This is a genomic window from Aequorivita iocasae (assembly GCF_016757735.1).
Lineage (GTDB): Bacteria > Bacteroidota > Bacteroidia > Flavobacteriales > Flavobacteriaceae > Aequorivita > Aequorivita iocasae.
In genome coordinates this window covers 140,508-160,546 of sequence record NZ_CP068439.1, presented here as the reverse complement: position 1 = coordinate 160,546, position 20,039 = coordinate 140,508, and the positions used below count along the sequence as shown (strand labels likewise).

Genomic DNA, 20,039 nt, shown 5'->3' with positions numbered 1-20,039 from the left:
GTTTAGGTTTTAATTTCGTGCCTAAATTAATTTTCTGTGTCCAAACTTTTTCCCTCCCGGTTCAAATTGCTTTTTTACTTTGTAAAAACGTATATAATATTATCAACATTAATCCGGCTCATTTTTGTGTTTTGGGTTTTTAAAGAAGTTGATACCTCTTTTTTCAAAATAGCAAATACATTCCTAATAGGCCTATTGTTTGATGTGGGTACGGTTTCATTTTTTGCACTTCCGTATGCCTTGTATTTGTTGCTTATTCCGCAGCGATGGCATGGGTCCGTTTTTGATAGAATTGTTACTTGGTTTGCATATTCGTTGGGGCTGGTAATATTTCTCTTTTCCTTTTTTGCAGAAATAACCTTTTGGGAAGAATTCAAAAACCGTTTCAACTTTATTGCGGTAGACTACCTTATTTACACTTACGAAGTTGTAAAAAACATCAACGAATCTTACCCCATTCCATTACTGTTGAGTGGAATTCTGCTTATTACGGCTTTGCTTCTTTTTATTACCAAGCGAAAAGGAATTTTCCAAAAAACATTTACAAGTGAAAGTACTTTTATGGACAAATTGTTCCCCACACTGCTTGTCTTGGGAACAGTTATAATTTTTGCACTTTTTGTAAAAAATAAGGATGCCGAACAATTTGAAAACCGTTACAATAATGAAATTGCAAAAACCGGCATCTATTCCTTTTTTGCAGCCTTTCAGAACAACGAGCTTTCCTTTACCGATTTTTACAAAACCCTCCCTGTAAATGAAGCTTTTGCAGAAGTAAAAAATAAATTCAGAAAACGTGGCCACAGTCTGCTTTTTCCCGAGAAGGAATTAATTTACAGAAATGTTCCAAATACAGATTCCCTGCCCGAACTCAAGCCGAATGTAATTTTTATTTGTGTGGAAAGCCTTAGTGCGAAATTTCTCGGAAGCTTCGGAAATACAGAAAATATTACACCAACCTTGGATTCCCTTTCAAACCACAGTCTGTTTTTCACCAACCTTTTTGCCACGGGAACCCGTACCGTTCGGGGGATGGAAGCCATCACCTTGTCCATTCCGCCCACCCCTGGTCGCAGCATTGTAAAAAGACAAAATAATCAGCAACTATTTACTATTGGCGAGGTGTTTAAAAAGAAAGGCTACACGCGGAATTTCTTTTATGGAGGCGATGGTTATTTTGACAATATGAACAGTTTTTTTGGCGGAAACGGTTTTGATATCGTAGATCGCGGTCGAGGTTTTTTGATGGATGCAAGTATAAACACAACCCGCACAAATATTGAAGATGATGAGGTAACTTTTGAAAATGCTTGGGGAATTGCAGATGAAGATATTTATAACAAAGTAATAAAAGTTGCCGATGATGCCCACAATACTGGGAAACCGTTCTTCGATTTTGTAATGACTACCAGCAACCACCGTCCCTATACCTACCCGGAAGGAAAAATAGACATTCCCTCGGGCAGCGGCAGAAGCGGTGCCGTAGAATATACCGATTATGCCATTTGTGCATTCTTAAAAAAAGCACAGACGAAAGAATGGTACAAAAACACGGTAATCATAATTATGGCTGACCATTGTGCCTCCAGCGCAGGACGGCAGGAACTGGACGTAAAAAACTATCACATCCCAGGATTAATGTTGAATGTACCAAACACTTCGTCCCAAAAGGTTAATAAAATGGCTTCACAGATTGATATTTTCCCGACGCTGTTTTCATTGCTCAATTGGAACTATGATACAAATCTTTACGGTACAGATATTTTAAACATGAAACCTGAGGAAGAGCGTGCTTTTGTGGGCACTTACAGAAAACTTGGACTCTTAAAAGGCGACGATAAAGTAATGGTTTTGGGCGACCAAAAAGTTTCAAATTTCTATCAATGGGATCGTGAAAGCAACGAGCTTTTGCCATTAAAGGAAAATGAAGCTTTTTTAAAAGAAATTATTTCAAACTATCAAACTGCTGACTATTTATTTACAAATGATGGGTTGAAGTTAAGCACTTTGGAAATTGAAAACTAAAATCCATTTTATTGTAAACCCCATCGCCGGAAAAGGTAATAACGGACTTTCTGAAGCTTTGTTGAAAACCTACTTCCCGGAAACTGAATATTCCATTTCAATAAAGAAAACAGCCTTTGTGCTGCACGCCACAGCGCTCACACAAGCGTCTATTGCTGAAGGAGCTGAAATAATTGTAGCCTGCGGTGGCGATGGCACTATTAACGAGGTAGCTTCCTGCTTGGTAAATACTTCTATTTTGTTGGGGATTTTACCGATGGGGTCGGGAAATGGCTTGGCTTCCAATTTAAAAATTCCGAAAAACCTAAAAAAAGCCCTTTCCGTAATCAAAATCCAAAATGTGGTAACAATAGATACTGGAACTATTAATGGCGAACCATTTTTTAGCAATACAGGCGTTGGTTTTGATGCGCACGTTATCTCAGATTTTGAGGAAAATACCACACGACAACTTTTTAGTTATTTAAAATCGACATTGCGAACACTTAAAAAATATAGCTATCAAACTCAGCTACAAATAAAATACAATGGAACCACAGAACTGGTTTCGCCTTTTTTGCTTTTCATTTCCAATTCCAACGAAATGGGTTATAAAATGAGTTTGACACCCCGCGCTTCATTGCAGGACGGATTATTGGATGTGGTGATTGTTCCGAAACTTTCACGTTTCAAACTCGGGCTTTTTACCATGCTATTTCTTTTCAAAAAACATCATTGGTTAAAGGAAGTTCGGTTTCAACAACTTACGGCTTTGGAAATTAAAAGTTTGGAAAATACAACCTTAAAGGCCCAAAAGGACGGCGAATTTTTTGTTCCCAAAGAACCAATAATCAAATTAGCAATTCGTCCAAAGAACTTGAATGTATGTGTTTTATAATAGTCTATTTTTACTAGAAATTTTGTAGTTATGAAGACATTTGTAAGCAATGTTTCCGGGAAGGAATTTCCCGAAAGCGAAAAAATGCACGCCAAGGCCATTCGCAAAGCTATTTTTGATTTAATAGAAAAAGAGCATCCTTCTTTTAATCACAACAGTTTCTTATCCATCTCAGAGCTAAATCAATACCGCCAAAAATACATTTCAGAATATTTGTTGGACGAGGTTGGCGAATTGGGCGAACTGGAAAAGGATGTGTTGGAAACCATCCAAAACCAAGAAGCAATTTCCTCTAAAATTATTCTGGATGAAGCCTCCGCCAAATTTACTTACGGGCAAAAACTGGCAGATAAAATAGCAAGTTTTGGAGGCAGTTGGAAATTCATAATCCTTTTTGCCGCTTTCATATTTGTATGGATGTGTATCAACATCATTTTCTTGACCAGCAAACCCTTTGATCCGTATCCTTTTATACTTCTGAATTTAATACTTTCATGTTTGGCGGCATTACAAGCTCCGGTGATTATGATGAGCCAAAACCGACAGGAAGAAAAAGACAGGGAGCGCGCCAAACAGGATTATATGATAAACCTGAAATCTGAACTAGAAATACGGATGCTCCACGAAAAACTTGACCATTTAATTATCCATCAACAGCAAGAGCTTTTAAATATTCAGCAGGTGCAGGTGGAAATGATGGAGGATATTATGAAACGGTTGAAATAGGGGGTTAATTTTTCATGGAAAGCAATTTCTCCGCAGCCTCAAAAGGAGTAGTTTTGTTTTTGTCTAAGGCGAGCAACTGCTTTTCCAGTTCTACTTTAACTAAAGGGTTAGCATAAAATTCACTTTTCAAACGGCTTTCTATCGTTTGCATCAGCCAAAATTTGTTCTGTTCTTTTCGTTTATGCTGAAAATAGCCGTTGCTTTTTACAGTTTCAAAATAATCTGAAACCACTTCCCAAATTTCAGCAATGCCTTCATTTTTAAGGGCGCTACATAAAATTGTTTTGGGCGCCCACCCACTTTCTTTTGCGGGATAGAGGTGTAGTGCGCGGTTAAATTCATTTTTGGCGATTTTTGCTGCTTTTAGATTTTCACCATCTGCTTTGTTGATAACAATGGAGTCTGCCATTTCCATAATGCCGCGTTTTATGCCTTGCAGTTCATCCCCGGCACCGGCAAGCTTCAGCAATAAAAAGAAATCGGTCATGGAATGTACGGCGGTTTCGCTTTGGCCTACGCCCACGGTTTCAATCAAGATTACATCAAAACCTGCGGCTTCGCACAGAATGATGGTTTCTCGGGTTTTACGGGCAACCCCGCCCAAAGTGTCACCACTGGCGGAAGGACGTATGAAAGCATTTTTTTCCTTAACCAATTTCTCCATTCGGGTTTTGTCACCAAGAATGCTCCCCTTGCTTATACTACTGCTCGGATCAACGGTTAAAACAGCTACTTTTTTCCCTTCAGAAATGAGCAGCTTTCCAAAACTTTCAATAAAAGTACTTTTGCCCACGCCGGGAACACCCGTAATCCCGATACGGATGGAGCGATTGGCGTGGGGTAAGCAGTTGTCTATAATTGATTTTGCTTGTTGTTGGTGTTTTTGGGCGGTGCTTTCAATAATGGTTATGGCTCGACTAAGTGTGGCCTGATTTTGATCTAAGATTCCAGAGACCAATTCATCGATTGATAACTCTTTCTTTTTGGAAGATTGGAGTTGTTTCACAACTTCCCTGTTTAAAGTTTCAGGTTGCGAAATTCCTTCCTTTTCTTTGAGTGCGCTTATTTTTTTTACCTTCTCTGCCACAGCGTGAATTTAGGACAATTTTATGAATATGTTCTTTTAGAAATGAGTTTTAGGTAGTATCTTGAAATTTAATAATTTTAAAATTCAGAAAAAAATGAAAATCTTATATGAAGCTTCATCTACAGCTGTCGGCGGAAGAAAAGGACACGTAACTACCGAGGATGGCAAAATTGACATGGAACTTTCCGTACCTAAAGGACTTGGCGGCGATGGGGGTAAAGGCACAAATCCTGAACAACTTTTTGGCAGTGCTTATGCGGCTTGTTTTGGTAGTGCTGTGCAAATGATAGCCGAAAACAAAAAAATTAAATTGGGCGATGATATGAGCGTAACAGCAAATATCGAAATTGGAAAAACAAAGGATGGAGATTTACAATTGCGTGCAACATTGGATTGTTATCTACCTGGTGTTGATGTGAAAACTGGAGAGGATCTGGTTAATAAAGCTCACGAAGTATGCCCCTATTCCCGTGCTACACGAGATAACATTACGGTAACCCTAAACCTTTTATTGGACGAATAGTTCAAGATAACATAAATAAAAAGCCCCGAATTTTCGGGGCTTTTTATTTTACATTGCTTTTAGATTTATCACTTTTCCCCCTTCTTCCTCTTTTTGGGGCTCTTCCTTCTTTTCTTCTTTTTTTTCCTCAACAAATGGACTTTTCTTAGGCTGTTGGGCGGCTTGCTTAATATACCACTCCAATTGATATTTTTGTTTTTCTAGAAGTTCCAAAATACTGTCCGGTAATTCCCGACGCTCTAAAAGTTCATCATATCTTTTAATGTTGTTACGGTCACGGTTTATACAGGACCTTACAATGGCTTCGGCATCGAAATACTCCAAGGCTTCTTTAATTTCTTGCCAAGTACGGTCAATATTCCCTTTTTCTGAATCTTGTTTTAAAGGTTCAATGTCACGGGAATGAAGTTCGTTTGAAATATCGTGGCTCATCCGGTTGCGTTCCACGGCCATATAATTCAAAAACCTCTTTAAATCGGTAGTCTGTGCATCCTGTGCTGCATTGTAATACAGTTTTTCAGCTTCAAAACAGGCTACGAGTAAACGGTTTAATTTATCAAAATCTGCGTATTTCTTTTTCATAGGTAGATGGTTTTATCAAATTTACCACAAAAAACTACTGTTTTATAAAAAATGAACAATTTTTTATGATTAGTTAACAGTAATTTATAAGCTAATTTTTAATTACTTAGGCATAATGTGTGCCAAAAATTCTCAGGGAAGAAAATTAGGGTAAAAATTATATTCTATAATGGTGCGTATGGGGATAATATACAAAATTTTTTATCAAGATTTAATTGGTCGTACACATAAAGATTTGGAGTGATTTAATAGGTCTCATAACCTAACATTTAAATTGAAGTGTATAAAAACATAAGAAAAAAACTAAAAACTGCAACATCTAAATTAATTTGTCGTCTTTTAAGTGAACAGCAACCAAAAAAACCATCAAGTTTGTCCGATTTATTACTTATCGAGCAGTGTAAACAAAACAATCGAAAGGCACAAATGGCGCTTTATGGCAAATATTGTGACGGAATGTATGCCATTGCCAATAGGTATCTAAAGGACACCGCGGCCGCGGAAGACGCGATGCAGGAAGCATTTATCAAGGCTTTTAAAAAGCTAAGCCAATTTAAGGGAGACGTCACTTTTGGAGCTTGGCTAAAACGGATTGTAATAAATACTTGTCTTGATACCATAAAGGCAAAAAAAATGGAATTGCAATCGTTGAACGAAGAGGTCTTTACAATGGTGGAGGATGATTCGGACTGGTCAATTTCTGATGAAAACTCTATTTCTGAAGTGATTTCAGCAATTGAAGAACTACCGGAAAATTATAAGGCAACTGTAAAATTGTTTTTGATTGAAGGATATGACCATCAGGAAATTTCAGAAATACTGCAGATTTCTGAAAATGCATCGAGAACCTACCTGCACCGTGGAAAAACAAAATTAAAAGAAACACTAAAACACTTGCGCTATGGCACAGGATATTAAAAAAATGTTTGAAAATTATGATGACCCTAAAACTCCTAAACTTAGGGAAGGGCATCAGGCTCGCTTTGAGGCCAAACTGGACAAAGCTTTTTCAGAGAATATTTCTGAAGAGAAAAATACTTCCATCCCCTGGCTTAAAATAGCCGCAATGGTAGTGGTGCTTTTGGCGGTAAGTTTTTTTGGATATCAGCAATTGTCAAAAAACAATACAATTATCGATTCAAATAAGGCTGTTGTAGACAACGCTACTGAGACTAGAGAAAGCAGTGAGGCACCAAAACTTACCCTCGCAGATATTTCGCCAGACTTAAAAAAAGTGGAGGAATATTATATGGCGGGGATAAATGTACAATTGGCTTCGCTTAAGATAACCGATGACAATAAAGACTTGGTTGATGGCTACATGAAACGACTTGCCGAATTGGATATGGAATATAACTCGTTAAATGCCGAACTGAGCAAAGTGGGCCCTACCGAAGCGACCGTAACCGCATTGATTGACAATTTGAAACTTCGTTTGGATTTGCTGTTCAAACTTAAAAACAAATTAAAAGAACTTAAAAATCAAAACAATGAAGAATTTAAAGCTATTCAAACGTAGTACCCTTGTAGTACTAACATTTGCCACAACTTTTGGCTACTCACAAACAAAATATGTGGAGAGCTTCAATGTCTCTGACAATGTAGAAATTTCTGTAAATACATCTTTTACAAATGTAGTTTTTGAAACCTGGAACAAAAACAAGGTAGAAGTTGAAGCCTTTATTGAAGGGGATAACCTTTCTGAGAGTCAAAAGGAACAACTGATGAAAAATTGGGATCTGGAGGTGACCGGAAACAGTAAAAAAATAACTGTAACATCCAATGCCGGCAACCAACCTTTTCCAATGAGCGATATGCCTAACCTTGAATTTATTGGCCCGCTAATGGAAGATATGGTTATGCCTATGATACAAAATATAAAAGTGCCGCCGCTACCTGCAGATTTATTGGAAAGCATAGGTGACATTCAGTTTGATTATGAAGAGTTTAAAAAAGACGAAGAGGGCTATATGAAAAAGTTTGAAGCCCAAATGGACAAAAATTTTGGGAAGGATTTTGAAAAACGAATGGAGGAATGGGGCAAACGCTTCGAGGAGTCCTGGGATGAAAAACGAGCAGACAGCATAGGCGAAGCCTATGGAAAAAGAATGGAAGCTTGGGGCGAAGATTTTGGAAAACGGATGGAAGCCTGGGGCGAAGAATACGGTAAAAAAATGGAAGCTTGGGCAAACGAGATTGAAAAGGAGTACGACGATGAGGGAGGCAATTACACCAAAACCGTTACCAAAAGCCCACACGGAACCGCTATTGTTATTCAGGGAAACCGTAACAATAGTGGGAACAGCGCTAAGGGAAAGAAAACCCTTATAATTCGCCTTCCAAAAAATACCAAGACTGAAGTTAATGTGCGCCACGGCGATCTCAAAATGGCAGATGCCAATAATATAAAAGCCAATTTAAATTACACGCCATTTACGGCAAATAGCATTGATGGGGGGCAAACCCTCATCAATGCATCTTATGCGCCGGTTATAGTGAATGTATGGAAACAAGGCGGCTTGAATGTAAAATATGTAGATAATTGTAAGATTGATAATGTTCAGAACATAAATCTTCAAGCGAATTCCAGCGACGTACGTATTGGTAACATATCCAATCAGGCATTCCTATCGGGTTCTTTTGGGAACTTAAAAATTGATAAGGTCTCTGATGGATTTGAAACGCTTGATATACGTTTAGAGAATACTGATGCCAAAGTGAAAATACCTAGCGGTGCATTTTCATTTTACTTTACGGGTAAAAAATCTACGTTGAAGTATCCTAAATCACTTCAACTAAAAGAATCCAAAAGTGCCGATCGGGTTTTAGTGAAAGGGTTTAACCAAAATAATGGTTCTAACAAAACCATCACTATAAATTCAACTTACAGTAATGTTTCACTTCAATAGCCGTGTATGATTTGAAATTACTTTCCAAATGAAAAGGGCTTGCAGCTAAAGTGAAAAAAAAAGTGAATCTGCTTATTGCTTTACAATTTTTAGGTCATCAATATTTCCATTTTGGGAAACTTTTATCGAAAAACGCCATTCATTTTTCGAATCATATTGACCACAAAAGTTTTTTCAAATACTGGTATAGCAATTATTTTAAATGGTTTTAAAAAATCAAATCTTCACTATCTAATTTACTTTTTCCTCACAAAGATTGCAACCACAGCTGCTGTAATTACTCCAAAACCAAAAGCCCCAATGGCAGATTGCCACATATAGCTATTTATGTTGAAATAGTCGTTAGCTTTTTCACGGGTCATCAGATCATTAGTTACGGAATATTCAATCACATTGTTGAAATATTGGGGGGTTATATAATTATGGGTAATGTATTGCCCCAAAGGCGAAAGCAATGCCACAAAAACACTAAGAATAATTCCTGAAATAAAACCCTGAAGCCAAGTGATTTTTCCGCCGTAAACCCGCCTTCTTTTTTCGCGCATTTCCAACAAATACATCAATATGGCAAAAGGAGCAAATAGAAGCGTTAGCCATTGATGATCTGCAATCTGCTCTTCATGCCAGCCAAGTGTTTTCTCCAGCAGCATCCACGCGAGCAGGGTAATGGTGAAAATTATTGCCCATTTAAACTCGATGAAAATCTTTTTCATATTTAATCTCGTTTTTGAGTTTAAAGATACTTTATTTTCCCATTAAAAATCCCGAGTATATGCCTCGGGATTTGTAATACATTAAAGTGTGCAATAATTATGCTCGCTTCATAATAATTTCCATAGTTTTGTTTTCCTTTCCTTCAGCACCTACCTCATACATTTCAATCTTTCGGGTATTTTCATCTACAAAAGTATATACTTGTTTCACCTGCTTTTCTTTTCCACTCATTGGGTCTACCATTGTGCCCGTAAGGGTTGTTGTTTTGCTGGCATCATCATATTTTCCTCGCATTACGGCCAGACCTGTGCCCATATTGTCTATCCATGTAGAAATATATTCATTGGTGGCGTTATCATAAGCTAAGGTTGATCTACCTTCAAAGGGCATACCCATCATTTCACCAGTGGTTGTGCTTTCTTGGTAGCGCCCTCCCATAATCATTTTTACTTCATCGGTGGCGGTAGCCTTTTCTGGTGGCGCATCGGGGCCCATCCAAAAAGTAAGTTCGTCATTCCAGGTGCCTACATCGGCAGCCATTCTTTTGTGGGGTTCCCCAGGTGTCATGTATGCTTCCCAAGCTTTTTGCATCGCTATGGAATCCATGGGTTCTTCCATCATTTCGGCTTCTTCAGTGGCAGTGGTATCTGCTACTATAGTAGTGTCTTCGGTTTCCATTTTTTCTTTTGCACTATCGTTGCAGGAGATAAATGCCAACGATAAGCAGGCGAGTGTGAATAGTACTTTTTTCATAATATTTGGTTTTAAAAGGTTGATTTTGATATATAAAATTATGAAAAACTTCCTGATTTTATTAATTTTATCTTTATAAATAAGTGATTTTTAAACAGAAAGAAGGTTTAATGAACTAAAGCTTTAAAATATAAGTCATAAAAAATCCCGAAGTAATTCTTCGGGATATAAAATATTTAAAAAATTTAAAGCAAATAATCTTATGTCCTAAGTCTTTTCGTCCTAGGTCTAAAAATTAATCATCCACAAGCACCCAATCTCCCTTATCGAGCAGAGGAATGGCTTGCTTAAACTTCATCTCTTTATTCTCACCGCTCATCACGTGCTTAATGGTCACCTTATCGTTGCGGTTTATTTTAGGACGCTCACGAGTAATGGTTTCAGTTACTTGTTGGCGCTGGGGTTGGGTATTTCCTGCAGCTCGAGATTGGGCGGCACGCTCATCCATATTCGGAATTTCATCTTTCTGCTCGCTCAGGTTTTCCTTGCGTTTTACTTCGCGTGCTTCCTGAATTTGCTGTTGGTTTTCCTGTGGCAATTCTCCTTTGAAAAGGAACGAAATAACATCCTTGTTCACTTTCTCAATCATCGCCTTAAAAAGTTCAAAAGCTTCAAACTTATAAATCAACAAAGGATCTTTTTGCTCGTGAACTGCCAGCTGTACGGATTGTTTCAATTCGTCCATCTTGCGAAGGTGTGTTTTCCATGCATCATCAATAATGGCGAGGGTAATATTCTTTTCAAAATCGTTCACCAATTGCTTTCCTTCGGTTTCGTAGGCTTTTTCAAGATCTGTAGCAACGTTTAAGGTTTTTACGCCATCTGTAAACGGCACAAGAATACGTTTGTATTTATCTTTTTGTGTCTCGTAAACATTTTTAATTACCGGGAAGGCCATTTCGGCATTGCGGGCCATTTTATCCTGATAATGAACGTAGGCGGCTTTGTAAATTTTACCGGCAATTTCTCGGGCATCCATTTTCTCAAATTCCTTTTCGGAAATAGGGGAGCTCATGGAGAAGAAACGAATCAATTCAAATTCAAAATTCTTATAGTCCTGTGCCAATTTATTGCTTTCTGCAATTACTTCGGCAGTGTCGTAAATCATGTTTGCAATGTCCACACGAAGCCTGTCACCAAACAATGCGTGGTATCTACGTTTGTAAACCACCTCACGTTGGGCGTTCATCACGTCATCATATTCAAGCAAACGTTTACGGATTCCGAAGTTGTTTTCCTCAACTTTTTTCTGTGCGCGTTCAATGGATTTTGAAATCATACTGTGCTGAATAACCTCGCCTTCCTTCAAGCCCATACGGTCCATCATTTTAGCAATTCGCTCACTTCCGAAAAGACGCATCAAGTTGTCTTCCAGGGAAACATAGAACTGCGAGCTTCCCGGATCTCCCTGACGGCCACTACGTCCGCGCAACTGTCTGTCCACGCGACGGCTATCGTGCCTTTCGGTACCTACAATCGCAAGTCCGCCAGCTTCTTTTACTTCCTTGCTCAGTTTAATATCTGTACCACGACCGGCCATGTTGGTGGCTATAGTTACGATACCACTTTTTCCCGCTTCGGCTACAATGTCTGCCTCGCGTTTGTGGAGTTTTGCGTTTAAAACGTTGTGGGGAATATTGCGAATACTCAACATACGGCTCAACAATTCTGAAATCTCTACTGATGTTGTACCAATCAAAACGGGTCTGCCTGCTTGGGAAAGCGCTGTAACTTCCTCCGCTACGGCGTTGTATTTTTCACGTTTGGTTTTGTAAATTTTATCCTCACGGTCTTGACGGGCAATGGGGCGGTTGGTAGGAATTTCTACCACATCAAGTTTGTAGATTTCCCAAAGTTCGCCAGCCTCTGTAACTGCAGTACCTGTCATCCCTGAAAGCTTGCGGTACATTCTAAAGTAATTCTGAAGCGTAATGGTCGCGAAGGTTTGGGTCATGGCCTCAATCTTCACATCCTCCTTAGCCTCAATAGCTTGGTGAAGTCCGTCGCTGTAACGGCGACCGTCCATAATACGGCCCGTTTGCTCATCCACGATCAAAACCTTGTTGTCCATCACCACATATTGGTCGTCCTTTTCAAAAAGCGTATAGGCTTTCAAGAGTTGGTTCATCGTGTGAATACGTTCACTTTTTACCGAAAAATCACGGAAAAGCTCTTCTTTTTTGGCAACTTCTTCTTCTTTTGGCAGTCCCATGTTTTCTATCTTGGCTATTTCGGTACCTATTTCTGGCATTACGAAGAAATCGGGATCACCTTCCCCAGAAAGGAAATCTACACCTTTGTCGGTAAGTTCTATCTGGTTGTTTTTTTCGTCAATTACAAAATAGAGCTCAGCATCAACCTTTGGCATTTCGCGGTTGTTGTCGCTCATATAGTGGTTTTCGGTTTTCTGTAGAATTTGTTTTACGCCTTCTTCGGAAAGGTATTTAATCAATGCTTTGTTCTTTGGCAAACCGCGGTATACTCGCAATAACTGGAACCCGCCTTCTTTTTCATCACCTTCCTTTATAAGCCTTTTGGCTTCGGCCAAAACGCCGGTCAAGTATTTTTTCTGAACGTCAACAATATTGCTGATTTTTGGCTTCAACTCGTTGAATTCATGACGGTCGCCTTCTGGCACGGGCCCTGAAATAATAAGCGGCGTACGTGCATCGTCAATCAATACCGAATCCACCTCATCCACAATAGCATAGTGGTGCGGACGCTGTACAAGATCGTTTGGGGCATGCGCCATATTATCGCGCAGGTAATCAAAACCAAATTCATTATTGGTTCCATAAGTTATATCAGAGAGATAAGCCTTTCTTCGTGCTGCGGAATTGGGGCGGTGGTTGTCAATACAATCTACTGTCATTCCGTGGAATTCAAATAACGGAGCCATCCACGCGCTATCACGTCTTGCAAGGTAGTCATTCACCGTAACAAGGTGAACCCCGTTACCGGCAAGGGCGTTGAGATACATGGGTAGCGTAGCAACCAAGGTTTTACCTTCACCCGTTTGCATTTCGGCTACTTTCCCTTCGTGAAGTGCCACACCACCAATTAACTGAACATCGTAGTGCACCATATCCCAAGTAATGGGTTTTCCGGCGGCATCCCAAGAGTTTTTCCAAATGGCTTTGTCATCTTCAAGGGTTACATAGTCTTTGTCTGCAGAAATTTCCCGGTCAAAAGGACTCGCCGTAACGGTAATGGTTTCGTTGTCTTTAAAGCGTTTTGCGGTTTCTTTCATCACGGCAAAAGCTTCGGGAAGTATTTTGGTAAGGGTCGCTTTTTCAATTTCGTAGCGATCGTCCTTTAGTTTGTCTATCTGGTTGTAGTATTCTTCTTTTTTGTTGATGTCCTGCTCTTCCTCAGATTGTTTTTCAAGGCTGTCAATTTGGTCCTGAACATCTTTTTGTGCTGCTTTTATTTCTTTTCTGAAAAAATCTGACTTCGCCCTTAGCTCATCGTGGGAGAGTTTTTCTATGGCTGCTTCGTGTTTTTTTATTTCATTTACAAGTGGCTGTATTTGGCTGATGTCTTTTTTTGATTTATCGCCTACAAAAACTTTTAGTACGTTATCTAATATTCCCATGATGTGTATTTATTTTGAAGTGTTGCAGCGCAGCACTCTTTTGTCAATTTTGTTTTTTAGCCACAAATTCACGATTGATTATATTTTAATAGTGTCTTAGTGGCGACTTTTTAAATAAAAAAAAGCCTCGTAAAAGAGACTTTTTATATTATTTTAATTGTTTCCCAAACCTTTGGGATTAATATTCATCCTCGTTCCAAAGATAATCATCGTCGGTTGGGTAGTCTGCCCATATCTCTTCAATAGAGTCATAGGAGTCTCCCTCGTCTTCAATAGCCTGAAGGTTTTCCACTACTTCCAGTGGAGCACCGGTCCTGATCGCGTAATCAATCAATTCGTCTTTGGTTGCGGGCCAGGGCGCATCGCTTAAATAGGATGCCAATTCTAATGTCCAGTACATAGCACTTTAGGTTTTATAATTTCTGCAAAAGTAATTTTTTAGATTAAAAAGTCAAGAAAAATCCAAATTATTTCTGCTATATTTTAAAGAACGTTTTTAAATGATTGATTGTAAGTGAATTACATATTTACTTATAGCTCGGTTTTTTAACGAAAATATTGAAAATCAATACATTTTCTCATTTTTCACAACCGACAACCGACAACCGACAACCGACAACCGACAACCGACAACCGACAACCGACAACTCACAACTTCTTCGGAATCCATTGCGTCTCTTCTGCGTTTGTGTCTTTAGACAACTTTCGTGCCAGCACAAATAGGTAGTCAGATAGTCGGTTTAAATAGATCAGCACCCGTTCATCAATAGGCTCATTTTCATTCAAAAGTGTGGTACGCCGCTCTGCACGGCGGCAGACAGTACGGGCTATGTGACAATATGACACGGTAGTATTTCCGCCAGGCAATATAAAATGTGTCATTGGTGGTAGGGCATCGTTCATACGGTCCATTTCATTTTCTAAAAGCGTGATGTCTTCTTCCTCAATTTTCGGAATGTTTAGGCGTTCCTTTCCACTTTTTAAAGTTGCCTTTTCAGGGTCTGTGGCCAAAATGGCGCCCAAGGTGAAAAGTCTATCTTGAATTTGGGTCAATATTTCTTTGCTACGTGGGTCAATTTCCTGTGTCCTGATCAGACCGAGGTATGAGTTAAGTTCATCAACCGTACCGTAACTCTCAATACGGATGTTGTGCTTGGGAACACGTGTACCGCCGAAAAGGGCAGTGGTGCCTGTATCGCCGGTTTTGGTATATATTTTCATTTTATTTTTGTAGTTTGTGAACTTCCAAAGTTACAAATTACCCTAAGAATAATACAAGGTAATAACTGCCATCTGTAACTGCTAGCTGCTAACTTTCTTTTTCCCGTTCCTTTTTCCGCTCGTAATAACTACTGCGGAAATTTCTATTACGACGCGCCTTTTGGTTTGAAGCATTGCGTTTGTTCCAAAAATAGAGAATTGCAAGTAGCAGAATTCCACCAATAATTAAAACGATGGGGTTTGAAAGGTCAAGATTCATATTCCAAAGATAAAACAGGAAAGAGGAAATGCGAAATGGGTTATAATATTTTTACTCACTACTCACTACTCACTACTCACTACTCACTACTCACTACTTCCTTCTTAGTATCACTTTCCACAATTCCATCCCGCAAGCGAATAATTCTATGGGCGTTTTCAGCAATATCCTCTTCGTGGGTAACTAGAATTACTGTATTGCCAGCTTTGTGGATTTCGTTAAAAAGATTCATTATTTCTTCCGAGGTCTTTGAGTCCAAATTTCCCGTAGGCTCATCTGCCAAAATAATGGAAGGCTTATTCACCAAAGCTCTTCCTACTGCTACCCGCTGGCGCTGCCCACCGGAAAGTTGGTTTGGTTTATGGTCCATTCGGTCAGCTAGCCCCACATTTGTTAAAACTTCTTTGGCGCGTTCAGTGCGTTCGCTTTTTGAAGCACCTGCATAAACCATCGGTAGCGCCACATTTTCAAGTGCGGTGGTACGGGGCAAGAGATTGAAAGTTTGAAAAACGAAGCCAATTTCCTTATTGCGAATTTCAGCCAATTCGTCATCCGTCATATTGCTGACGTCCTTTCCGTTGAGTTCGTAGCTGCCCGAAGTTGGCGTGTCCAAACATCCCAAGAGGTTCATCAAAGTAGATTTTCCCGAACCGGAAGGGCCCATCAGCGCTACGTATTCGCCGCGCTCAATGTCCAGATCTATTCCCTTTAAAACTTTAACCACTTCATTCCCCAGTGGGAAGTCGCGCGTGATATTTCGAATTTTAATTACTAAGCTCATGGGCGTATTTCAATTTGTTTTATAGGACGCAAAGGTAGGTGGGTTGTTACAGTGTTAGTTAAAAGTTCAAAGTTAAAAGTTTAAAGTTATGTGGGAAAGGAATTTGCGGAAAGGTAAAAGAGAAAAGAAAATAGAGAAGAGAATAGAGAATAGAGAGAAAACTCTATTTTATCAACCATCAACCAACCCGAATAATAAAATGCTGCTTTGCCTGCTCTTTTCTAAAGAAAACCAATCCCCATTGAAAAGTATCTATGCTCACCGTTACTTTATCATTAGCAATTATTTGCTGCCATGCCGCCGTCATATCCTTGCTCCAGTAAATATCGTCGAAAATAATTACGGAATTGTTATGTACGTTTTTTAATAGGGAATAGAAATAGCCCAATGTCCTTTCGCCATTGTGGTCGCCGTCTATAAAAATGAGGTCGTATTTTTCTGAAGTATTTTCAGCAAGAAATTCATTGAATATTTTTTGATGGATTTGAATATTGTGCAAGTTGAATTTTTCAAAATATTCCTGCGCTTTTTGCAAGGTATTTGGGCAGCCTTCCACCGTATGGATTGCAGAAAACTCATTGGAAAGCGAAAGCGCAACCGTCCCCAAACCCAGAGAGGTACCCAATTCCAAAACAGTTTCACTTTTAAAATATTTCGCCAAACGGAAGAGCAGTTTTTGGCGTTTCTTTTTCATCCCGGAATTTTTTACCACTGCGGAAACCTTGCGGGCATTGCCTTTAAACACCCTTGAGCCTTGGCCAAAATCTTTCATTTCTACCATGGAAGTATCACTTCGCAGAGCTTTACGGTGCGATTTAAGAGTTTCGTATTCGGGATATTTCGTTTTGTCGTTAAAACAATTTGTCACCAAATCATATACAAAAGGGGAGTGCACGCCGTGTCTGTTTTTGGCAAGCCGAATAAATTTTATGTAACTTTTTGATTGATGGATCATTTTTTAGGGCTATAAGCTTTAGGCTTTATGCTGTAGGCTAAAATACATATTTCATAAATAGTTGCTTACGGCTTATAGCTTATAGCCTATAGCATTTTTACTCCATTTTCGCTGAAAGCTCAAACCAGCGTTCTTCCTTTGCTTCAATGGTATCTATAATCTCCTGTAGTTTTATGGATTGCTTATCAATTTCTTCGCCGTCCCAGTTTTCCGTGGCAAATTTATTTTGAAGTTCTTCGCGCTCCTTTTCCAGATTGGCAATTTCCTTTTCCAGTTTTTGGTATTCCTTCTGCTCGTTATAGCTCAGTTTTGCGGGAGTATTATCCTGCTTCCAGTCTTTTTTTACCTTTGGTGCTGCCTCACTGGCCTCGCGTTTTTCCTGTATATTACTGTCTTCGTAAACTCTAAAATCTGTATAATTTCCAGGGAAATCCTCCACCTCGGCATTTCCTCTGAAAACAAAAAGATGATCTACAATTTTATCCATAAAATACCGGTCGTGGCTCACTACCAAAAGGCATCCGGGAAAATCCAAAAGAAAACTTTCCAAAACATTCAGCGTCACAATATCAAGATCGTTCGTAGGCTCATCGAGAATCAAAAAGTTTGGGTTTTTGATGAGAACGGTACATAAATAAAGTCGCTTGCGTTCACCACCGCTCAATTTTTCCACAAAATCGTATTGTTTTTTGGGATCAAAAAGAAACCGCTCCAACAGTTGCGATGCCGAAATCTGCCGTCCTTTTTTCAGGGGAATATAATCGCCGTATTCACGGATTACATCAATTACTTTTTGGCCTTCTTTTATGTTGATTCCAGCTTGGGTATAATAACCGAATTGTACCGTTTCACCCACAACCACTTTCCCCGAATCGGGTTTTAATGCTCCTGTGAGAATATTTAAAAAGGTAGATTTCCCAGTTCCATTCTTTCCTATAATTCCAACGCGTTCGCCACGGTTGAAGTTATATTCAAACTTGTCCAACAATACTTTATCCCCAAATGATTTTGATATCTTATGAAGCTCCACCACCTTGGTGCCCATGCGTTCCATGTTCAATTCCAGTTGCACTTGGTGGTCGTTGCGGCGTTTGCTGGCGCGGTCCTTTATTTCGTGGAAATCATCAATCCGGCTTTTGCTTTTGGTAGTTCGCGCTTTGGGTTGGCGGCGCATCCATTCCAATTCCTTTTTAAAAAGTTGCTTCGCCTTTCCGGTTTCGGTGGCTTCGTTTTCTATTCTAGCTTCACGTTTTTCGAGGTAATAACTGTAATTTCCTTTATAACTGTAAAGTGTGCCTTCGTCCAATTCCACAATTTCATTGCAAACGCGCTCCAAAAAATAACGGTCGTGCGTAACCATAAACAGCGTGAAATTTTCCTTCGCAAATAGATTTTCCAGCCATTCTATCATTTCCAAGTCTAAGTGGTTGGTGGGCTCATCCATTATCAGCAAATCCGGTGTAGTAAGCAGTGCATTCGCCAGTGCGAGTCGCTTTTTCTGTCCGCCGCTCAAATTGCCAACTTTTGCCTGTAAATCTTCCAATTTCAGTTTAAAAAGAATCTGCTTATAACGCGTTTCAAAATCCCAAGCGTGATGCGCATCCATTGCGTCAAAGGCTTTTTGGTATGCTTCGGAATCGTCAGGGTTTTCGATTGCGTGCTCGTAATTCTCAATTATTTTGAGAATCGGATTATCTGAAGAAAAAATGGTTTGTTCTACCGTTAATTTTGGATCCAAATCCGGTTCTTGGGGTAGATAGGCTATCTTCAGCCCTTTTCTGAAAACAACATTGCCGGTATCGGCTTTATCGTTCCCCGCAATTATATTGAGAAGCGATGTTTTTCCGGTTCCGTTTTTGGCCACAAAACCTATTTTTTGCCCTTCGTTTATTCCGAAGGAAATATTTTCAAACAAAACCCGCATCCCGAAGGACTTGGAGATATTTTCTACTGAAAGGTAATTCACGGTTTATATTTTCGGCAAAAGTACTGTAAATGTTTAATGAATAATGTGTAATGAAGAATTTGTTGGATAACAATTTTTAAAAACGATTCTCCTTTAAATCCTTCGCCAAACTGGCGGTTTTCAATTTTTTATTCCTAAAAATAAATGCTATATCCGAAGTGTTGTCAATCATCAATTGCGTGTGGTAATAATTGATGTGCTCCAAAATGGCAAAAAGGTTTGCGGCAAACGACCAAAGCAGTATCTCAAAATCTGCTACACTCCAGTTAACAATTAATAACTGAACAACTAAAATAACAGGCATCCCCATTATCAAAAGGAAATTAATGCGTTTGGCCTTCTTGAAAAACTTTAAGTTTTTTACTTGTGAAAACGGCTTTCCCACTAGCCGCCATAACTTGAGCTGCCAATACTTTTGACCTTGGTAAAGAATAAAAATACACACCATCATTCCATAGAGAAACCAAATACTTTTTACAAATGGATGTTGGGTAAGAAAATAGATTGCCAAAAGGGGAAATGTAAAAAAAGTGTGGAGCTTCTCTAAAGGATAATACCAGCGCAGTCTTTTAATCAACTTTTCTTTGCCCATGCTAATTAGTTATTGACTTTCCGCAAAGGTTTTAAAATCCCTCAAATATTTCATCGATTGCTTCTTAAAAGCCCCGGGCATCAAAAGACCGATTATTTTCATAAAACCCTTAAACTGAAACTCCTGTTCGGTGCTGTACTTGGTTTTATTATCTGGCAAGGGTTCAAAACTGTTTTTTACTATATTGAAAACTCCTTTGGCCTCATAGGTGCCTGTAAATTCTTCGGGCAGATTTTTGGCGGTTATGGTTTCTATCATTTCAATTTCACGCTTACCCATCTTAAATTCCAATCGCGATTTTGCGCCTACTTCGCCGGGCGTTCCGCTTATATGTTCAAAACTTTCAAGACCCTCCATCCACTTTTTCATATTATCGACATTGTCAAAAAGCGCAATAACCTCATCCACGGGTTTGTCTATGGTGATTGATACGGAATATTTCATAATTGTAATTTATATAGTGAGCTATTCAAA

20 protein-coding genes are annotated in these 20,039 nt (G+C 39.1%); 7 read left to right on the top strand and 13 right to left on the bottom strand.

What is annotated here, in order from left to right; translation table 11 throughout:
* Window positions 1-36: 36 nt before the first annotated feature.
* From JK629_RS00765 to JK629_RS00755, 3 genes are read left to right on the top strand one after another with little or no spacing between them, the layout of a single operon-like run.
* Complete coding sequence (locus JK629_RS00765) at window positions 37-2,025, top strand: LTA synthase family protein (protein ID WP_202336747.1); 1,989 nt, start codon at window positions 37-39, stop codon at window positions 2,023-2,025.
* Entirely contained in the window at window positions 2,015-2,902 is an 888-nt protein-coding gene (locus JK629_RS00760) for a diacylglycerol/lipid kinase family protein (protein WP_202336746.1), read from the top strand. The genes JK629_RS00765 and JK629_RS00760 overlap by 11 nt, the downstream gene beginning before the upstream one ends.
* A 30-nt stretch (window positions 2,903-2,932) precedes the next feature.
* Window positions 2,933-3,628, top strand: coding sequence for a DUF1003 domain-containing protein (locus JK629_RS00755; protein ID WP_202336745.1), 696 nt, complete (start codon window positions 2,933-2,935; stop codon window positions 3,626-3,628).
* Between the two features lie 4 nt (window positions 3,629-3,632).
* On the opposite strand, the gene meaB is transcribed toward JK629_RS00755, so the two are convergent.
* Window positions 3,633-4,715: a methylmalonyl Co-A mutase-associated GTPase MeaB gene (meaB, locus tag JK629_RS00750; RefSeq protein ID WP_202336743.1), complete on the bottom strand. Its 1,083-nt coding sequence runs from the start codon at window positions 4,713-4,715 to the stop codon at window positions 3,633-3,635.
* A gap of 94 nt (window positions 4,716-4,809) precedes the next feature.
* Between meaB and JK629_RS00745 the strand changes: the two genes are divergently transcribed.
* Window positions 4,810-5,238, top strand: coding sequence for an Ohr family peroxiredoxin (locus JK629_RS00745; RefSeq protein ID WP_202336741.1), 429 nt, complete (start codon window positions 4,810-4,812; stop codon window positions 5,236-5,238).
* A gap of 48 nt (window positions 5,239-5,286) precedes the next feature.
* Here the strand turns inward: JK629_RS00745 and JK629_RS00740 are convergent, their stop codons facing one another.
* Window positions 5,287-5,820 (bottom strand): DUF2383 domain-containing protein, encoded by a 534-nt coding sequence (locus tag JK629_RS00740; RefSeq protein ID WP_202336738.1) that lies wholly within the window; start codon window positions 5,818-5,820, stop codon window positions 5,287-5,289.
* A 372-nt stretch (window positions 5,821-6,192) separates the two neighbouring features.
* Here JK629_RS00740 and JK629_RS00735 point away from each other — a divergent pair, with 372 nt between their 5' ends.
* Genes JK629_RS00735 through JK629_RS00725 form a run of 3 tightly spaced genes read left to right on the top strand, consistent with a single transcriptional unit; the run spans window position 6,193 to window position 8,729 of the window.
* Window positions 6,193-6,738, top strand: a complete 546-nt coding sequence (locus tag JK629_RS00735; protein ID WP_202336737.1) for an RNA polymerase sigma factor — start codon at window positions 6,193-6,195, stop codon at window positions 6,736-6,738.
* Window positions 6,722-7,339, top strand: a complete 618-nt coding sequence (locus JK629_RS00730; protein ID WP_202336736.1) for a hypothetical protein — start codon at window positions 6,722-6,724, stop codon at window positions 7,337-7,339. The genes JK629_RS00735 and JK629_RS00730 overlap by 17 nt, the downstream gene beginning before the upstream one ends.
* Window positions 7,311-8,729, top strand: a complete 1,419-nt coding sequence (locus JK629_RS00725; protein ID WP_202336734.1) for a DUF4097 family beta strand repeat-containing protein — start codon at window positions 7,311-7,313, stop codon at window positions 8,727-8,729. Before JK629_RS00730 ends, JK629_RS00725 begins: the two co-directional genes overlap by 29 nt.
* A 236-nt stretch (window positions 8,730-8,965) precedes the next feature.
* Here JK629_RS00725 and JK629_RS00720 read toward each other — a convergent pair whose 3' ends face one another.
* The 11 genes from JK629_RS00720 to JK629_RS00670 all read right to left on the bottom strand — a co-directional run bounded on the left by JK629_RS00720 (window position 8,966) and on the right by JK629_RS00670 (window position 20,009).
* Window positions 8,966-9,442, bottom strand: coding sequence for a DUF4199 domain-containing protein (locus JK629_RS00720; protein WP_202336732.1), 477 nt, complete (start codon window positions 9,440-9,442; stop codon window positions 8,966-8,968).
* A 97-nt stretch (window positions 9,443-9,539) separates the two neighbouring features.
* Complete coding sequence (locus JK629_RS00715; RefSeq protein ID WP_202336731.1) at window positions 9,540-10,196, bottom strand: DUF1579 domain-containing protein; 657 nt, start codon at window positions 10,194-10,196, stop codon at window positions 9,540-9,542.
* 235 nt (window positions 10,197-10,431) lie between these two features.
* Window positions 10,432-13,791: a preprotein translocase subunit SecA gene (secA, locus tag JK629_RS00710; RefSeq protein WP_202336729.1), complete on the bottom strand. Its 3,360-nt coding sequence runs from the start codon at window positions 13,789-13,791 to the stop codon at window positions 10,432-10,434.
* Window positions 13,792-13,969: 178 nt separating this feature from the next.
* Entirely contained in the window at window positions 13,970-14,191 is a 222-nt protein-coding gene (locus JK629_RS00705) for a DUF2795 domain-containing protein (RefSeq protein WP_014782927.1), read from the bottom strand.
* Window positions 14,192-14,439: 248 nt separating this feature from the next.
* Window positions 14,440-15,012 carry a cob(I)yrinic acid a,c-diamide adenosyltransferase gene (locus tag JK629_RS00700; protein ID WP_202336727.1) on the bottom strand — a complete coding sequence of 191 codons (573 nt, stop codon included), beginning with the start codon at window positions 15,010-15,012 and terminating at the stop codon, window positions 14,440-14,442.
* An 88-nt stretch (window positions 15,013-15,100) separates the two neighbouring features.
* A complete protein-coding gene (locus tag JK629_RS00695) occupies window positions 15,101-15,271 on the bottom strand; it encodes a hypothetical protein (protein ID WP_202336725.1) in 171 nt (56 codons plus the stop codon).
* Window positions 15,272-15,350: 79 nt separating this feature from the next.
* Entirely contained in the window at window positions 15,351-16,052 is a 702-nt protein-coding gene (locus tag JK629_RS00690; protein ID WP_202336723.1) for an ABC transporter ATP-binding protein, read from the bottom strand.
* Window positions 16,053-16,230: 178 nt separating this feature from the next.
* Window positions 16,231-17,007 carry an O-methyltransferase gene (locus JK629_RS00685; protein WP_202336721.1) on the bottom strand — a complete coding sequence of 259 codons (777 nt, stop codon included), beginning with the start codon at window positions 17,005-17,007 and terminating at the stop codon, window positions 16,231-16,233.
* Between the two features lie 97 nt (window positions 17,008-17,104).
* Complete coding sequence (locus JK629_RS00680; RefSeq protein WP_202336719.1) at window positions 17,105-18,973, bottom strand: ABC-F family ATP-binding cassette domain-containing protein; 1,869 nt, start codon at window positions 18,971-18,973, stop codon at window positions 17,105-17,107.
* A gap of 76 nt (window positions 18,974-19,049) precedes the next feature.
* The gene (locus tag JK629_RS00675) at window positions 19,050-19,565 is read right to left on the bottom strand and encodes a hypothetical protein (RefSeq protein ID WP_202336717.1); all 516 of its coding nucleotides are present in this window, start codon (window positions 19,563-19,565) and stop codon (window positions 19,050-19,052) included.
* Window positions 19,566-19,574: 9 nt separating this feature from the next.
* A complete protein-coding gene (locus tag JK629_RS00670) occupies window positions 19,575-20,009 on the bottom strand; it encodes an SRPBCC family protein (RefSeq protein ID WP_202336716.1) in 435 nt (144 codons plus the stop codon).
* Window positions 20,010-20,039: the final 30 nt, after the last annotated feature.

What these genes read in the sequence shown, in the direction of transcription:
- JK629_RS00705 (WP_014782927.1), bottom strand. Translation starts at nt 14,191, where the DNA reads ATGTACTGGACATTAGAATTGGCATCCTATTTAAGCGATGCGCCCTGG.
- JK629_RS00670 (WP_202336716.1), bottom strand. Translation starts at nt 20,009, where the DNA reads ATGAAATATTCCGTATCAATCACCATAGACAAACCCGTGGATGAGGTT.
- JK629_RS00730 (WP_202336736.1), top strand. Translation starts at nt 6,722, where the DNA reads ATGGCACAGGATATTAAAAAAATGTTTGAAAATTATGATGACCCTAAA.
- JK629_RS00685 (WP_202336721.1), bottom strand. Translation starts at nt 17,007, where the DNA reads ATGATCCATCAATCAAAAAGTTACATAAAATTTATTCGGCTTGCCAAA.
- JK629_RS00690 (WP_202336723.1), bottom strand. Translation starts at nt 16,052, where the DNA reads ATGAGCTTAGTAATTAAAATTCGAAATATCACGCGCGACTTCCCACTG.
- JK629_RS00740 (WP_202336738.1), bottom strand. Translation starts at nt 5,820, where the DNA reads ATGAAAAAGAAATACGCAGATTTTGATAAATTAAACCGTTTACTCGTA.
- JK629_RS00695 (WP_202336725.1), bottom strand. Translation starts at nt 15,271, where the DNA reads ATGAATCTTGACCTTTCAAACCCCATCGTTTTAATTATTGGTGGAATT.
- JK629_RS00745 (WP_202336741.1), top strand. Translation starts at nt 4,810, where the DNA reads ATGAAAATCTTATATGAAGCTTCATCTACAGCTGTCGGCGGAAGAAAA.
- JK629_RS00720 (WP_202336732.1), bottom strand. Translation starts at nt 9,442, where the DNA reads ATGAAAAAGATTTTCATCGAGTTTAAATGGGCAATAATTTTCACCATT.
- JK629_RS00675 (WP_202336717.1), bottom strand. Translation starts at nt 19,565, where the DNA reads ATGGGCAAAGAAAAGTTGATTAAAAGACTGCGCTGGTATTATCCTTTA.
- JK629_RS00755 (WP_202336745.1), top strand. Translation starts at nt 2,933, where the DNA reads ATGAAGACATTTGTAAGCAATGTTTCCGGGAAGGAATTTCCCGAAAGC.
- JK629_RS00725 (WP_202336734.1), top strand. Translation starts at nt 7,311, where the DNA reads ATGAAGAATTTAAAGCTATTCAAACGTAGTACCCTTGTAGTACTAACA.
- JK629_RS00715 (WP_202336731.1), bottom strand. Translation starts at nt 10,196, where the DNA reads ATGAAAAAAGTACTATTCACACTCGCCTGCTTATCGTTGGCATTTATC.
- JK629_RS00700 (WP_202336727.1), bottom strand. Translation starts at nt 15,012, where the DNA reads ATGAAAATATATACCAAAACCGGCGATACAGGCACCACTGCCCTTTTC.
- secA (WP_202336729.1), bottom strand. Translation starts at nt 13,791, where the DNA reads ATGGGAATATTAGATAACGTACTAAAAGTTTTTGTAGGCGATAAATCA.